Below are 14,537 nucleotides of genomic sequence, written 5' to 3' on the forward strand. Positions count from 1 at the left end.
GGCTTCGCGAAAAGTCAACGCTGCAGTAGAATCCAGCCATGCTCCTCGCCGGTGACATCGGTGCGACGAAGACGCTCATCGGCCTGTTCTCGCCTGCCCCCGTCCGGCCGGACCCGATCGACGTCCGCAGCTACGTCACGTTCCAGCACGACAGCCTCGAGACCATCGTCGACGAGTTCCTGTCGATCGAGCGAAGCGGCCCGCGCCTGACGGTCACCGGCGCGTCATTCGGTGTAGCCGGGCCGATCGTCGAGCAGGTTGGCCGCCTGACGAACGTGCCCTGGAAGGTGGATGCGGCGGCGATCGCGCGGCAGTTCTCCATTCCGCGCGCGACGCTGCTCAACGACCTCGAGGCCATGGCGTACTCCGTGCCCGTGCTCGAGGCGAACGAAATCGCGGTGCTGCAGGCGGGCCGGCGCGTGAGGTCGGGCAACGCGGCGCTCATCGCGGCCGGGACCGGGCTCGGCGAGGCACTGCTGCACAACGTGAACGGACAGCTGATCCCGTCGCCGACAGAGGGCGGTCACGGGGACTTCGCTCCGCGAACGCCCCGTGAGATCGGCCTGCTCGAAGAGCTCATCCGGCTCTACGGCCGCGCTGACTACGAGCGCGTCCTGTCCGGGCCCGGGCTCGTCAACGTCCACCGGTTCGTGCATCCCCGCGGCTGTCCAGCCTGGGACGGGGCCGTGGACCCGGCGCACGCCCCGTCGCTCATCTCTCGGGCCGCGCTCGAGGGGCGGTGTCCGCAGTGCGTCGAGGCGCTCGACCTGTTCGTGTCGGTCTACGGTGCCGAGGCAGGCAACCTCGCACTCAGGTCGGTCGCGTCGGCCGGCCTCTTCCTCGGCGGGGGCATCGCGCCGAAGATCCTGCCCGCGCTCCGACAAGGTCCCTTCCTGGAAGCGTTTCTGGCCAAGGCGCCGATGGCCGAGTTCGTTTCGGCGGTGCCCGTGGCGGTCATCCTGAACGATCGCGCGGGACTGCTGGGCGCGGCCGTTCACGCCAACCTGGCGGAGCACGCTGTCAGGTGACGCGGTTTTGTCTGGATCTAGACGTCCAGCTTGAGTAGACTGCCGCTACCCCACGGACCCGTTCGAACAAAAGGAGATGTGCCATGAGCGATCCCACGCCAGTTGGCAGCACCCCGTCAGGCAATCGGACGATCATGATCGTGCTGTCGTACCTCTGGCTTCTGGCTCTCGTCCCGCTGCTGGTGGAGAAGAACGACAAGGAAGTTCAGTGGCATGCCAAGCACGGCATCGTTCTGATGGTTGCCGAGATCGTGCTTTGGATCGTCCTGTTCATCGTGCAGATGATCGTCGGCCGCATCCCTGGACTCGGCTGCCTGTTCGCCATCGTCGGCGCGCTGATATCCATCGTCTTGTGGCTCGGCGCCCTGATCGTACACATCCTCTGCATCGTGAAGGGCGTGAACGGGCAGCGCTTCACGCTGCCGTACATCAGCCAGTACGCGGACCAGTTCTAGAGGCGGACTTCCAAATGTCTTGAACGGCGCGAACGAAGCCGGTCTTTCGCGGCGACTTCGGCCGTTCAAGACGTCCAGCGAGACCACATTCCGGCATCCGGCACTCGAGGGCGGCGCCGGGTCGTGGGCGCCACCCTTCGGTTTGCAGTCGTCATGAAGGCACCTGACACCCCGGGCAGCCCGCAAGCCAGCCATCGCGCCATCATGCTGGTGCTCGCCTACCTGCCCCCCTTTGCCGTCATCCCGTTGCTCGTCGAAAAGGACGACCCGGATCTGCACTGGCACGCGAAGCACGGTGTCGTGCTGATGACGGCTGAGATGCTGTTGCTGCTCGCGCTCGTCGTGGTGGCGCTCGTGTTCGGATTGTTGACCGCGGGAATCGGGTGCGCGCTGCTGGCGCTCGTCCCGATCCCGTTCCTGGCCTTCCTCGTGCTGCACGTCGTGATCGTCATCAAGGCGTTCAACGGCCACCGCCTGCTGATTCCGATCGTCAGCGACTACGCGGACAAGTTCTGACCCCGTCGCCTCAGCCGAATGAAGAGGCTCCTGCGCTTTCGCCTCGTGGCGCCTGTCTGCCTCCTGCTCATGGCGTCGGCGTTCGCCTGGGACGTGTCGCGGCCGCCTGCCGATCAGCTCACGACGCGAACAGCGCTCCGCGCCATCGGGTGGTACCAGCGCACCCTGTCGGGACACCTCGGCATCCGCTGTCGCTTTCGGCCGACGTGCAGCAGCTACGCCGTCGAGTCCTTCGAGCGGTACGGGTTGATCAAGGGGGGGTGGCGAACAGCGGGACGCCTCGTCAGGTGCGGTCCGTGGACACCGATGGGCACGGTTGACCCGCCGTGAGCACATCCCGGGTGTGGGGCTACCCGCGCTCGAAGAGCGGCCTGGTGTCCTGATGGATGAGCGCCCAGAGCGTGTAGACGCCGAGCGCGGTGCCGAACGGCAGCAGGAAGAGATCGACGACCGAGAGGATGATGGCGAACGCGCGGGCCCACTCGCGAAAGCGTCGCAGGCGTCCGCCGACCCACAGATGTGCGGCACCGAAGAGAAAGCCGAGGGCGGCCAGGGTGAAGAACCCGGCAGCGACGATGCCGGCGGCCAGTTTGCCCCCGGTGGCACTCTGGCTCACGGCCGCGCCGATGGCCGTTGCCGCGATGCCGATCGACAGCATCGACACGCTCAACAGCACGCACATCCCGCCCCAGATCAGGTAGAGCACGCCCACGAGATCGACGTGTTTGTTCATGTCGTGCGAAGCTCTACTGCAACGCGCACTTCGATGCGTGTCGGAAGTGACAGCGGCGAGGTCACCCGGAACCGGAACCTCGCGCCGTCGAGCACACGCGCGGGAACCGTCAGCCGGACACGGTGATGGAGGAGCGACTCGCCCGTACCCCCGCACGCGCGGCACCACTCCATCCACGATTCCCCGCGTCCCCCGCAGAGCGAACAGGCGCTGAACACCGGCACGTCGAGCGGTACGGTCACACCGTCGAACGCCTCGCTCGGCGAGAGCCGGATCTCGGCTTGGAGCGGTTGTCGCACCTCGTCATCCACGAACGCCGCGCGGATGCGGTCCACCGCCGCGGGAATCGCCGGGAAGTCGATGGCCACCTCGTCGGCACACCACCGGCAATCGAACGCGCCCTCATCCGTCGTCGAAAGAAGCGCCTTGTCGTGGTCGAGCCGTCGGCGTTCGTCGTTGCTCAAGATGTCTATTATCCGAGCCTTGTCAAGGCATCAACCGGGTGGTACGATTCCTCGCGTTCCGAGCGAGAGACTAATCCATGCCCGAACGGCGAGAGACCAAGGAATGCCCCCTCTGCGGCGAAGTCATGCGCCGGAAGGACCTGGAACTTGTCGATCTGGTCCCGGGCACCACCGAAGCCAAGCGACGGAAGGTGAGCGAGTGGGTCTGCCCCGACTGTGACTACTTCGAGGAGATCGAGAAGGAAGGGAAAGGCTGAGCGCCCCAGCCCGGCGTCTAACGGGCGCCAAGGCTGAGCAGCACTTCCTTGCGGACGGCGTCCTCCACCTCTTCGAAGTTCAGGGCCGTATCGCATTCGTCACAGAGTACCTCGAGGACGGCCGGCCGACTCTCTTCGGTCACGTCCACCCGCGAATCCTCCAGGCGAACGACGTGAATCTGCAGCGTCTTCACCAGGAAATTCCGGGCATTGCCGCAGTTCGGACAGGTCAACGCCATGTCATGGCTCCTTCAGCCGATTCGCTGAAAATCGTGTCAGACAAGGAATTGTACGGAATCAGGCCCTGCTGAAGCAATCACGATCTTCCAACACCGGGCCGATGTAGGGCATTTGGGGGGGAAAGACGATGAGCGGACAGCCAAACGCGATGTTCGAGATACACGCCGAGGCCAGGGGCCCGCACTGGGTCGCCTGGATTAGTCGACCCGGTCAGCAGGATCCGTACCAGTCGGTGCTGGTGGTGGGCGCCAGCCAGCAGGAGGCCGAATCGCGAGCTCGCGAGTGGGCCGCCAGGGTCTCGGCTCAGATCGAGCGGTTGTCCTCCTCGTCGTAGTCGAGGAGATCGAGGGATTCGCCGAGCCGGATAACCTTGTTGAGCCTGTGTTGCTGATACGTGCAGTGCGGCCCTTTCGCCTCGAGCGACATGACCGACACGCCGGACAGCCTGACCCGCTGAATCGCGATCACGCACCCGCAGGGCAGCAACTCCAGCGCTTCGAGCTGGAGCTGGGCGGCTCCCGTCGTTACGGGACGGGATCGACTGGGCACGCTGCTCATCATCATGGTCCACCTCCAGGTCTCGCCCCTGGTCCCCTCGTTCCGGCCCACAACGGCCGGGGTCGGAATCCTGATCCTTCTTCCTTCTCAGTTCTCCATCCTCGGTTCTCGCTCCTGAATTCTGGCTCCTGTCTGCTTAGACGCTCCCGTCCCGATTCCGGTTGCACGATGTGCCGCCGAGTGGCCCTGGCAGGAACGATCAGCCGTAGATCAGGCGCCCTTCGACGAGCATCCCGGGGTACATCGCTCGCACGGCGGTGACGTACAAGTCGAGCTGCCGCTCGTGCCAGCTCTTCGGTCGGCCCGTCTTGATCTCGACGACGGTGATCCGTCCCTCGTCGAGATGACAGGCGAGACAGTCGATGCTGCCGCGAATAATCGTCGTCCGAGCAACGGTGCCACCCTCGCCAGGCGCCCTGTCCTCCCTCGAGACCGATTGCCCGGCCGTCGGTTGCGAGTCGATACGCCGTTCTGCCGTTCCCTCAGCGGCTGGAAGCGGCGCATCAACCGCGGCCGACATGCACAGCGAGAATGGCACCTCGTACAGGCAATTGGCCGAGTCGAGGAGCAGGGTGACGTCCGGCCGCTGACGGAACGCCACGAAGACGCGCACGGCTTCTTCGACCGTTCCGCGGCGTTCGTCGGGATTCTCGAGCTCCTGGTCTGCGAGCAGCCGGGTCGCGCGCTCGGTCAACTCCGTCTCGTCGACCGCGCACGAGCGCGGATACCACTGGAACAGGCGGTGCACGAGCGTGCCGACGAGGACCGCGGCGATGTGGCCGGTCGGAGCCGCGGGTTCGTATGCGGCGTCCGCTCCCGTCACCTCGTCGTTGCCGCACATGGCAGAGGCGGCGGCCGCCACGTGGCGGGTGCCGGTGACGTCCAGGAGCGGTGCGAAATCCGTGTCCCGAGCGGCGCCTCGTACGGCAGGCGAGGCTTCGGCGGCTGGCGTCGGGGCCGCGATCGCGCCACCCGTGCTGGCGCACACACGAAACCGGTGCACGCCGCCGCCTTCCGGTCGCCACTCGATCTCGGCGTCCGGCCCGAGCGAGGCTGCCGCCGTCAGCACATCGCGAAGCGACGCGGGAAGGTCCTCGGCCAGGCTGCCTCGGCCCGGCGCGAATCGGCCGGCCTTGAGGACACCCGACAGATACAGCCGCTCACGGGCGCGCGTGACCGCGACGTAGAGGAGCCGCTTGGTCTCCTCGCGATCGCGATCGCGGAGTGCCTCCTCGGCTTCGTCGAGGCTGCCGGCCACCGACACGATCGGCAGGCCCTGTGGTCCCGCCGGGACCACCGTGATGGGGTCACCATGCGAACCGGTACCGCGTCCCACGTTCACGAGGAACACGATCGGGAACTCGAGGCCCTTCGCGGCGTGAACAGTCATCAGGTTGACGGCATCGAGCGCGTCCACCGCCGCGTTCGATTCGTCGCCTGCCGACAGGCGCTCGAAGTGATCGGCTATGCGGCCGAGCGTGGCGTATCCGCGATTCTGCAATCGACGCGTCAGCGCCCGGACCTTCTTCAGGTTCTCCCTGGCCTGCACGAGGCGCGGGCCGCGCAGTTCGAATGCGTAGCCCGCTTCGTCGAGCACGCGATCGAGCACTTCGGCTGGCGTCAGCCGATCGACGTGCGCCAGCCACCCTCGAACCGACTCGCGGGTTCGACCGAGCACGCGAGCATCCTCGGGACCGAGATCGGCGGCCAACGAATCATCCTCGTCCGTCATCAGGCGCAGCGCGAAACCCGGTCCGAGGCGGCGCAACGCCTGGTCGGAGAGACGAACGACGCGCGATCGCAGGAACGCGGCGGCGCGCAGGTCCGACGCGGGATCCGCGAGGTACCGCAGCAACGCCACGATGTCCTTCACCTCGTCGGCGTCGAAGAAGCCAAGGCCCTTGTAAACGTACGTCGGAATGCCCCGCGCCTCGAGCGCGGCTTCGATGTCGCGATGACTCTGGCGCGAGCGAAACAGGATCGCGATGTCGCCCGGCGTTGCCTGGCGTGCGATCCCGCTCTGCCGGTTGCGGACCACTCCCTGGTCCAGCAGTTGCTGCACCTCGCTCGCAATCGATTCGGCCGCCTGCGTGGCGCTCGACGCGAGCACGAGGCCGAGCGCGTCGGTCGAGGCCGCGGGCGTCGCATCCAACGGGAATCGGTCGGACACGCGGTAGCGGAACGCGTCGGCGCGCGCTGCCGGGCGGTCCATGCCGCCGAACAGGTCGTTCGTGAACGCGAGGAGCGCGGGTGTCGATCGGAAGCTGCGCGCGATTGATCGCCGCACGCGGCCGGACGGACGGAGCGCCTCGATGTACCGGCGCGCACGGCGCAACAGGCGCACGTCGGCGTCGCGGAACGCGTAGATCGACTGCTTGCGGTCGCCGACGATGAAAATGGACGGCTGGAGGGGGGCGTCCTGCGTCACGCCGATGCCCTCGCCCCACGACTCGATGAGCCTCGCGACGAGGCGCCACTGCGCGTGGCTCGTGTCCTGGAACTCGTCCACGAGCACGTGGTGGTACCGCGCCTCGAGGCGATACCGGCTCTGCGCGAACTCGTCCATTCGCGCGAGCAGGCCGAGCGCCCGCTCGAGGCCGGCCGCGAAATCGAGGGCCGCCTGCGTGTCGAGCGCCCGCTGATACCGGTGGCGCGCGATGCGGAACAGCCGTTCGACGGCGCGGACCATGGCGACATTGAGGTCGCGCTGGAACACCGACATCGCCTCGCTGACCTCTGGAGCCATCAGGGCGACGGCGCGCGAGTGCCGCGCCCAGGCCGCGGGCGTCGGGCACTGCGCTTTGCGGTACGCGTTCGCCGGCCGGGACCGCGCTCCGCCGTCGTCCTTCAGAAAATAGCGCGACACACGGTCGAGGACAGCGCGAGGAGCGGCCGGACGACCGGCAACCAGCGCCCGGAGGTCGGCCGCGAGCAGTGGGTACCCGACGTGATCCACCGGCGCGTCGGCGAGGAACGCGTCGAGTCCGCCGTCGCCGCGCGAGAGCAGATCGCGCAGCCGACGAGCGACCCGTTCGAACGCAACCTCGGGCGCCGGACCGGACGTCTGACCGAGGAAGCGGCGAATCGACCGCCCGACGACCAGACGACGGTCGAGCAGCGCGGCGAGGCCCTCGCGCACCTTCCGCTCGCCCATGGTCGCGAGCAGCAGGGCCATGTCCGCGTTCGCGGTGGCCATCCGGCGGCCGGCGCGGAGCGCGGTGTCGAGGGCTTCGTCCACGAGGCGCGGGACCTCGGTCTCGTCGGCGATGTCGAACCCCGGATCGAGGTCGGCTTCGAGCGGGAACTCCCGGAGCAGCGAAAAGCAGAAGGCGTCAATCGTGCTGATGGAAATGTCGCCCAGGCGATCGCGTAACACGCGCCAGCGCGCCTGGTCGCCGGCAGAGAGGTCCGCCATCTGGCGCAACTGCTGCACGATCCGCTCGCGCATCTCGGCGGCAGCCTTTCTTGTGAACGTGATGGCCAGGATGTTGGCGGGGTCGACGCCGGCGCGCAGGAGGTTGATGTAGCGCGTCACGAGGACGCGCGTCTTGCCGGTGCCGGCCGACGCCTCGAGGACGACGTTGCGGGTGGGATCGACCGCGAAGGTCCTGGCCGCCTCGTCGCGCGCCACCATCGGATCGACGGCAGGCAGGGGCGGCGACGCGCCCGAATCGTCGTCGAAGGGCAAACGTTCCGAGGCATCAGGCCTGTTCGTCGGCAACGACGTAGTCCTTTCGGCAGACCGACGCGAATGCACACGTGCTGCACAGCCACTGCGTGGCGGGTTGCGGCGGGAACTCGCCCCGCTCGATCCGATCGATGGCGCCGATAAGCCGCGCCTGACCGTCGGCCAGCGACTCCGCCGCGCCCGGTCCCGCTTCGACGACCGCGCGAACCGGCTTGCGCTCGCCGAACGCCATGTAGGACGCCTCGGCAATCTCCCACCGACCGCCTCGCGTCCTCTCCAACTGCTGCTGGACACAGATGGCGTAGATCGGCAACTGGACCGAACGGCCCGCATCCGGCATCTTGCCTATCTTGTAGTCGATCACGCGGAACCGGCCGTCGGCGAACAGGTCCACGCGGTCCGCCTTCCCCCGCAAGCGGACGCGCCTGACCGTGTCGCCGTTGGCGATCGAGAACAGGCCATCCAGCGTGTATTCGAGGAGGCGCTCGCGCACCGGTTCCGGCCGCGCCGCCTCGGCCGCCAGCACGATCTCGCCGAGCCCGGCCGCGGCAACCGATCCAAGAAGCCGTAAGCGCTCGAGCGCGGCCTCGCCCTTCGGCAGCGTGCTCAACTGCCGCTCGGCGATCGAGGCAAACAGCCCGCGTGCCTGGTCGAGCACGGTCACCGTGATCGGTCCTCCGCCCGCCGCCTGCCATTCGGTGAAGAAGGCGCGAAGCACTTCGTGGACGAAGCGTCCTCGCACCTTCGGCGACATCGAGGATTCATCCGCCACGTCCTCCGGCAGGCGAAGGACCGTTGCGGCGAAGTACTTGAACGGGCAGTCGAGGTACCGGTCGATCGCCGTGACCGTGTACACGGGCAGCGGACCCGGGCCGGCGGCGCCGTGGAACGACGCGTCGGTCCCGGGTGAACGCGACAGGCGCAGAGTCAGCCAGTCGGACGGGTCGCCCTCGAGGACCGCGGTGTCGATCGGATCCGAGGTGATCGCTTCGTCCACGAACACCCGCGCCGACGACTCCTCGACGCGAACGACGGAAACATCGGCGCCGTCCAGTTCTTCGAGCAGCGCCGACGGGTTGACGATCGAATCGTCCTCGAGCGTAAAGGTGGAGACGAACACCGACGCGGACGGCAGACACAGCAGATCGACGAACGCCGCGCGGACGGCGGCGAGTCGCGCGGCATCGGACGGCCACCCGAGCTCGGCGAGCAGGAATGCCGGATAGAAGATGTTGCGCGCGGACGGCTCGGGCCAATCGCCCTCGGCCAGGCCAACGAGGTGGACGGTGTCGAAGTCGCCGTAGCGTGCGGCCTGCGCGTCGGCGAACTGCACGCCGGCCGTACCGCGCCGCGGTGAGAAGGTCTCGGCCTCGAGCCACCGCCGCACGGCGGCCGCAACGTCAGCAAGGCGAGCGGGCGGATCGTCGTGCGCCAGCGCCGCAGCCCTCAGGGTCTCGAGCACCGCGATCACCGCCCCGCGCGCACGCAGGTGCCGCTGACGAATCATCTCGTCCGGCAGGTCGAAGTGTTCGTGCGAACGGAGGAACGCCAGGACGGTGGTCAGGTGCGCCGAGACCGGCGCCACCGACATCAGCGGCGCGAGTTCGGCAGCGACCCGCGCCGCCGCGCGCGCGCCCGCCGCGCCGTCGCCCGCCCAGGTCTCGGCCAGCCGTGCGAGCGCCTCTGGGTCGCCGAGATACCCCAGGTCGCCCAGCGCCCGGTCGAGCGCTGCGATCTCTGCGGGTGCCACGGGCGAGACGCCCGTGCCACTCGTGCCTTGGAGCAGCCGGGGCGAGACGCCCGTGCCACTCGTGCCTTGGAGCAGCCGGGGCGAGACGCCCGTGCCACTCGTGCCTTGGAGCAGCCGGGACGAGACGCCCGTGCCACTCGTGCCTTGGAGCAGCCGGGACGAGACGCCCGTGCCACTCGTGCCTTGGAGCAGCCGGGACGAGACGCCCGTGTCTGGCCGATCGGCGAAATGCGGTGACTTCAGCAGCGCCACGAGCGCCGTCCGTCCGAACCGCGACTCGACCAGCGCGAAGATGAGATCGAGAAGGCCTGCAAACGGCTCGGCGGCCAGCGGGAGCGCATCCGCCGCCTGAAACTCGATCCGTGCGTGCTCGAAGACGATGGCCGCGAGGTAGACGTACGGCAGGGGGCGCTTGAAGACGATCGCCGTACGATCGAGCGGCGCGGGCGCCAGGACTCCGGACTGTGCCCGCCGGTCGCACTTGATGCGGCGCGCGATCGCCCGCAGTTCTTCCTCCCGATCCCGGCTGCGGAAGAACCGCACGTCCGATTCCCGCGGCGCCACCAGAACCGGCCGCGGACACGCCGCGCCCATGGCTTCTTCCTCCAGCTCCGGCAGGAGATCGCGGAGCCGGTCATGGAGCCCGGCAGCGAGCTCAGCCTCGGTTGCCACGATGTCCACGGCCTCGAGGTGCGGCAGCCGCGTGAGAAGATCGAAATCGGCCGGGTGCAGGCCACCAGACGGTTCGCTGATCCGGTCGCCGATCGTCACCACGACATGACGGTAGAGCGCCACGTCGCGCGACTCGAGCAGACGCCGCCGCAGGCTCGATTCGTCGAGTGCGCCGGAGGCCGCCACCCGGCGCTCGAAGGCGCGGAACGCGGCCACCAGGAAGCGCGTCTGGCGGAGCAGACGTTCGGCTCCGCGGTCGATGTCCGCGCGTGGCTCGAGGTCTTCGACGACAATCCGTTCGAAGGTCTCGATCGTGCGCTGCTGGCGGGCGAGCGCATCGTAGAAGGCGAGCATCTCGGCCACGAGGCCGGGCCGCACGCGGAACGGTGGGACGACACCCGCCTCGACCGTCTCGCGGGCGGCGGCACCGAGCAGCACCTCGCGTTCGATTGGCGACAGCCATGGGTCCCGCCAGCCCGCGCGTTCGTACAACCTCCGGTACCATTCATCGCGCGTCACCAGGTCCGGCAGCACGAGCGACCACACCACGCCCTGCTCACACGCGGCTGCCGAAGGCGGCGACGCGAAGGCCAGCCGTTCGAGCGTATGGCGCAGTTGCTGCGCTGCCGCTCGCGACGGCACCAGCACCGCGCAGTCCCGGGCGCGAAGTGCCGCGCCCACCAGCGATCCCACGGCGCGCGGGACCGCCCGCAGATCGGGCGCCCGAAGCAGCCTGACGGAGCGTGGCGTCATCACCGCAACTCGGGTGGACGGGAGATGGTGTCGATCTGCTTGCGGGCTTGCGCGAGCATCATCATGGACCCGGCGGCGGCAGACGAGGCATCCCACGCCGCGGTGAGATCGGCGGTGACCGCCGCACGCTCCCGCGTCCGGGCCGCCTGCTGGCCGAGTTCCACGGCAGACAGCAGCGTCGCATGCACCGTGGACATCTCGTCCGGAGGCTTCACGAGGACGAGCTGGCGATACGCGCGCTCCAGGCGCTGCACGACGTCTGGCAACGACGCCACGGCGGGGCCGGCGAGCGCACGGATGTCCTCGAGCGTCGGGCGCAGCCGCGCGACCTGATCGATCGGGCCGGACACGACACGGCGGTACGCGCGATAGGCTTCCGATCGGCGAACCCACTGATCGCGCATCAGCCGCAGGCGCCGGGCCGAATCGAGACGATCCTCGAGCGCGGCCAGCAGGCCGGCGACCGTCTCCTTCCTGCGCTGGCCGAGCTTCTCGTCGCGGCTCCGCACGGAGTCGATCACCCGCTCGACGCCCCGCACGTCGGCCCCGGCCGCAGCCGTTGCCGCCTTGTCGATCGCCGTCCGGGAGAGGTCACCGTAGCTCCGATCCATGCGGGCTTCCGCCTCGAGCTGTGCCCTCGCCGACGCGCGCATGTCGTGCACCCATTGCTTCGGCAGCCGGCTGGCCGTTTCGTCGAGGACGCCGATCGCGGAACGCAGCAGGCCCATCCGCTCGGCGGGCACGTCGGACAGCCGCGCGGCGATCAGCAGCTGATCGATCGCCTGAGTCGGCGTCGGATCCGGCAACGTCGGCATCGACGGCGGCTCGATCGTCGCGACGAGGCTGACGTCGAACTGCTGCACGCCGGCGGCCGCCTGCAACTCGGAGATCGCCTGCTCGACGAGCGCGACCATTTCGCGGATGTCCGAGGACCGGTAGCCGAAGTGATCGGCGGGCCATGCGATCAGCGTCTTTCGCACCTGCCCGGCCAACTGCAGCCGACGCGTGGGATCGTTCGTCAACGCGATCTGGTTGAGCGTCTCGGCCACCTCTCCGGTGAGCACCGCGAAGTCGGCCTCCGCGCGGGTCCGGAGGTACTGCGCGTATCGCACTGCCTCCGCGTACCGCATCGTCGTGTCCCAGTTGATCGCCGACGCGGGCAGGTTGACGAGATGCGTGCGATCCCCGCGCGGCACCCCCACGGGCATGGAGAAGACGACGCGGTCGCCAACGCGCGTGAACTCCCCCGCCGACACGAGTGCCGTGCCGTCCTTGAGGATCACCCGGAACAGCGGGACATCGTCCCCGGCGGCATCCGCCATCGCGGGCGCGATCACACCGAGGGCGACCAGCGCGAGAAGACCAGCCCAGGTTGCCGTGCGACGCCTGTGCATTCGAGTCAAGCCTACCACTGACGGCCGAGGCCTGTGCAAAACCTGTGGATGGACAGTGAAAATCCTGTTGAGCGAACGACAGGTTCAAAGTTCTTTCCGCACGAATGCACGCGCTCTGAGGTTTCTGCGGTTGTGCACGCCGCTTCGTCACGCCTTTCGCTTGACGCGTACCGCCAGCAGCTTAGAATGACATGGCTCTGATTTGAGGCGCATTACTTCCCATGATGGCTGTTCGCCGTTTCCAGGAAACCATTGGCGGTCACGTCTACAACATCGAGGCGTCGATGGTTCGTGACGACCGCTGGCGTGCGCAGATCGCGCGCTTGCCAGGCATGCCCACCGCCCTGATGCCGTTCTACGGATCGACGGCGGACGAGGCGGCACGTCAGCTCTGCAACTGGCTGGCGCGGGCGCATCACGTCGTCGCCACGACCGCCTGACCTTCCAACCAGCCCCATCGGCCAGAACCGCATGATCTTCCGGACGTCGTTCAGATTCTGTCTGCTCACGCTCATCGCGTTCTTCGCCCAGGTCACCCTCGCCACGGGCGCGCCCGATCAGCACGCCACGGCCGATGCGAGTGGCACGGCTGCACGCGGTGCGAGCGGCACGGCTGCACGCGATGCGAGTGGCACGGCCGCACGCGATGCGAGTGGCACGGCCGTCCCGGCCGTGCGCTCCCCCCCCCAGCTCCCGCGTGTCCGCCTCGTCGCGACCGGCGGCACGATCTCGAACCGCGACGGGGGCCGCTTGACCGCCGACGAGTTGATGCAGGCGATTCCCGCGCTCGGCCGTCATGTGCGTGCCGAGGCGGAGCAGTTCTCGAACGTGGCCAGCAGTCAACTCACGCTCGAGCAGTGGCTGCAGCTCGCGCGTCGGCTGAACGACGTCTTCAGGAGCGATCCCGGCTTGTCCGGCATCGTCGTCACGAGCGGCACCGACACGCTGGAGGAGCTCGCGTATTTTCTCGACCTGACCGTGCGGGACTCGCGCCCGGTGGTGGTCGTCGGATCGATGCGCAATCCGAGCACGCTCGGGTACGAGGGTGCCGCGAATCTGCTCGAGGGCTTCCGCGTGGCGGCGGAACCGACCGCACGGAACAAGGGCGTGCTCGTGGTGCTCAACGACGAGATCAACGCCGCACGGGAAGTCACCAAGACCGACGCGCTACGGCTGCAGACGTTCCAGAGCCGCGGCTACGGCGTGCTCGGCGTGGTCGATCCCGACCGCGTGGTGTTCTATCGGGACGTGGTCAAGCGGCACACGGCGAAGAGCGAGTTCGATCTCTCCGGCGTGACGGCGCTACCGCGAGTGGACATCGTGATGGTGTACCAGGGCGCGACCGGCGACATCATCAAGGCCGCGGTGGACAACGGCGCGAAGGGCATCGTCATCGCCTCGGCGGGTGCCGGGGCAACGGCGCCGACGCAATCCGACGGCATCGACTACGCGGCGTCGAAGGGCGTGTTCGTGGTGACCAGCACGCGGGCCGGCGGTGGGCGGATTGCGGCCGACCGGGTCCGACCGGCGGGCGCGGCGGCCGACGACCAGGCCCCGGCGTCCGGGCGCCGGCAGCGGAACGCGGCGTTTCTCGCGGCCGAGGACCTCACGCCGATCAAGGCGCGGATCCTGCTGATGGTGGCGCTCACGAAGACGCAGGACGGCAAGGAGATCCAGCGGATGTTCACGGAATACTAGAAGAAGTCGGAACTGACGCTGTCAGTCGGTGCCGCATGTCAGTCGGGGCTGACGATGCTGGTCGGAGCCAGACGTCAGTCGGGGCTGACGGTTTCAGCCGGGCTGTCCGTGTCTTTGACGAACACGGGTTGGCTGGGCTAATATTGATAGTTCCCACCCGCAGTGGGCCTGTAGCGCAGTTGGGAGCGCGCCTGAATGGCATTCAGGAGGTCACCGGTTCGATCCCGGTCAGGTCCACCAACCTTCGCTCTTGGCTGCACGCGAAGGTTGTCCCGCCGAGGCCCCGCAGGGCGAAGGCGGACCCCAACCAATCGGTGACCATCTGCGGCGA

15 protein-coding genes and 1 tRNA gene are annotated in these 14,537 nt (G+C 68.2%); 9 read left to right on the forward strand and 7 right to left on the reverse strand.

Going from position 1 to position 14,537, the window contains the following annotated elements; all coding sequences use genetic code 11:
- The first annotated feature begins 38 nt into the window (after positions 1-38).
- The 4 genes from glk (at position 39) to yidD (ending at position 2,329) form a co-directional block, all read left to right on the forward strand.
- The gene (gene glk / locus VGK32_16250) at positions 39-1,028 is read left to right on the forward strand and encodes a glucokinase (protein HEY3383325.1); all 990 of its coding nucleotides are present in this window, start codon (positions 39-41) and stop codon (positions 1,026-1,028) included.
- Between the two features lie 83 nt (positions 1,029-1,111).
- Positions 1,112-1,483, forward strand: a complete 372-nt coding sequence (locus VGK32_16255) for a DUF4870 domain-containing protein (protein ID HEY3383326.1) — start codon at positions 1,112-1,114, stop codon at positions 1,481-1,483.
- Positions 1,484-1,636: 153 nt separating this feature from the next.
- Complete coding sequence (locus VGK32_16260; GenBank protein ID HEY3383327.1) at positions 1,637-1,999, forward strand: hypothetical protein; 363 nt, start codon at positions 1,637-1,639, stop codon at positions 1,997-1,999.
- 18 nt (positions 2,000-2,017) lie between these two features.
- The gene (gene yidD, locus VGK32_16265) at positions 2,018-2,329 is read left to right on the forward strand and encodes a membrane protein insertion efficiency factor YidD (protein ID HEY3383328.1); all 312 of its coding nucleotides are present in this window, start codon (positions 2,018-2,020) and stop codon (positions 2,327-2,329) included.
- Positions 2,330-2,348: 19 nt separating this feature from the next.
- Here the strand turns inward: yidD and VGK32_16270 are convergent, their stop codons facing one another.
- Positions 2,349-2,732 (reverse strand): hypothetical protein, encoded by a 384-nt coding sequence (locus VGK32_16270; protein ID HEY3383329.1) that lies wholly within the window; start codon positions 2,730-2,732, stop codon positions 2,349-2,351.
- The gene (locus VGK32_16275) at positions 2,729-3,196 is read right to left on the reverse strand and encodes a hypothetical protein (protein HEY3383330.1); all 468 of its coding nucleotides are present in this window, start codon (positions 3,194-3,196) and stop codon (positions 2,729-2,731) included. Before VGK32_16275 ends, VGK32_16270 begins: the two co-directional genes overlap by 4 nt.
- Positions 3,197-3,273: 77 nt before the next feature.
- On the opposite strand from VGK32_16275, the gene VGK32_16280 reads away from it, so the two are divergent.
- The gene (locus tag VGK32_16280) at positions 3,274-3,453 is read left to right on the forward strand and encodes a hypothetical protein (protein HEY3383331.1); all 180 of its coding nucleotides are present in this window, start codon (positions 3,274-3,276) and stop codon (positions 3,451-3,453) included.
- 17 nt (positions 3,454-3,470) lie between these two features.
- Here the strand turns inward: VGK32_16280 and VGK32_16285 are convergent, their stop codons facing one another.
- Complete coding sequence (locus tag VGK32_16285) at positions 3,471-3,692, reverse strand: hypothetical protein (protein ID HEY3383332.1); 222 nt, start codon at positions 3,690-3,692, stop codon at positions 3,471-3,473.
- Positions 3,693-3,820: 128 nt separating this feature from the next.
- Here VGK32_16285 and VGK32_16290 point away from each other — a divergent pair, with 128 nt between their 5' ends.
- Entirely contained in the window at positions 3,821-4,027 is a 207-nt protein-coding gene (locus VGK32_16290) for a hypothetical protein (GenBank protein HEY3383333.1), read from the forward strand.
- Here the strand turns inward: VGK32_16290 and VGK32_16295 are convergent.
- From VGK32_16295 to VGK32_16310, 4 genes are all read right to left on the reverse strand, one after another.
- Complete coding sequence (locus VGK32_16295; GenBank protein HEY3383334.1) at positions 3,997-4,257, reverse strand: hypothetical protein; 261 nt, start codon at positions 4,255-4,257, stop codon at positions 3,997-3,999. The genes VGK32_16290 and VGK32_16295 overlap by 31 nt on opposite strands.
- A gap of 193 nt (positions 4,258-4,450) precedes the next feature.
- Positions 4,451-7,939, reverse strand: coding sequence for a UvrD-helicase domain-containing protein (locus VGK32_16300; protein HEY3383335.1), 3,489 nt, complete (start codon positions 7,937-7,939; stop codon positions 4,451-4,453).
- 13 nt (positions 7,940-7,952) lie between these two features.
- On the reverse strand, positions 7,953-11,114 hold the full coding sequence (locus tag VGK32_16305) for a PD-(D/E)XK nuclease family protein (protein ID HEY3383336.1): 3,162 nt from the start codon (positions 11,112-11,114) through the stop codon (positions 7,953-7,955).
- On the reverse strand, positions 11,114-12,508 hold the full coding sequence (locus VGK32_16310) for a hypothetical protein (protein HEY3383337.1): 1,395 nt from the start codon (positions 12,506-12,508) through the stop codon (positions 11,114-11,116). The genes VGK32_16305 and VGK32_16310 overlap by 1 nt, the downstream gene beginning before the upstream one ends.
- 221 nt (positions 12,509-12,729) lie before the next feature.
- On the opposite strand from VGK32_16310, the gene VGK32_16315 reads away from it, so the two are divergent.
- The 3 genes from VGK32_16315 (at position 12,730) to VGK32_16325 (ending at position 14,446) form a co-directional block, all read left to right on the forward strand.
- Positions 12,730-12,948, forward strand: a complete 219-nt coding sequence (locus tag VGK32_16315; protein ID HEY3383338.1) for a hypothetical protein — start codon at positions 12,730-12,732, stop codon at positions 12,946-12,948.
- Between the two features lie 31 nt (positions 12,949-12,979).
- On the forward strand, positions 12,980-14,206 hold the full coding sequence (locus VGK32_16320; protein ID HEY3383339.1) for an asparaginase: 1,227 nt from the start codon (positions 12,980-12,982) through the stop codon (positions 14,204-14,206).
- 164 nt (positions 14,207-14,370) lie between these two features.
- Positions 14,371-14,446, forward strand: a tRNA-Ala gene (locus VGK32_16325).
- Positions 14,447-14,537 lie beyond the last annotated feature (91 nt).

It is taken from the genome of Vicinamibacterales bacterium, from assembly GCA_036504215.1.
Taxonomy (GTDB): Bacteria; Acidobacteriota; Vicinamibacteria; order Vicinamibacterales; family Fen-181; genus FEN-299.

Coding starts and splice junctions, on each gene's coding strand:
- glk (HEY3383325.1), top strand. CDS start 39: ATGCTCCTCGCCGGTGACATCGGTGCGACGAAGACGCTCATCGGCCTG.
- VGK32_16255 (HEY3383326.1), top strand. CDS start 1,112: ATGAGCGATCCCACGCCAGTTGGCAGCACCCCGTCAGGCAATCGGACG.
- VGK32_16260 (HEY3383327.1), top strand. CDS start 1,637: ATGAAGGCACCTGACACCCCGGGCAGCCCGCAAGCCAGCCATCGCGCC.
- yidD (HEY3383328.1), top strand. CDS start 2,018: ATGAAGAGGCTCCTGCGCTTTCGCCTCGTGGCGCCTGTCTGCCTCCTG.
- VGK32_16270 (HEY3383329.1), bottom strand. CDS start 2,732: ATGAACAAACACGTCGATCTCGTGGGCGTGCTCTACCTGATCTGGGGC.
- VGK32_16280 (HEY3383331.1), top strand. CDS start 3,274: ATGCCCGAACGGCGAGAGACCAAGGAATGCCCCCTCTGCGGCGAAGTC.
- VGK32_16285 (HEY3383332.1), bottom strand. CDS start 3,692: ATGGCGTTGACCTGTCCGAACTGCGGCAATGCCCGGAATTTCCTGGTG.
- VGK32_16290 (HEY3383333.1), top strand. CDS start 3,821: ATGAGCGGACAGCCAAACGCGATGTTCGAGATACACGCCGAGGCCAGG.
- VGK32_16295 (HEY3383334.1), bottom strand. CDS start 4,257: ATGATGATGAGCAGCGTGCCCAGTCGATCCCGTCCCGTAACGACGGGA.
- VGK32_16305 (HEY3383336.1), bottom strand. CDS start 11,114: ATGACGCCACGCTCCGTCAGGCTGCTTCGGGCGCCCGATCTGCGGGCG.
- VGK32_16310 (HEY3383337.1), bottom strand. CDS start 12,508: ATGCACAGGCGTCGCACGGCAACCTGGGCTGGTCTTCTCGCGCTGGTC.
- VGK32_16315 (HEY3383338.1), top strand. CDS start 12,730: ATGATGGCTGTTCGCCGTTTCCAGGAAACCATTGGCGGTCACGTCTAC.
- VGK32_16320 (HEY3383339.1), top strand. CDS start 12,980: ATGATCTTCCGGACGTCGTTCAGATTCTGTCTGCTCACGCTCATCGCG.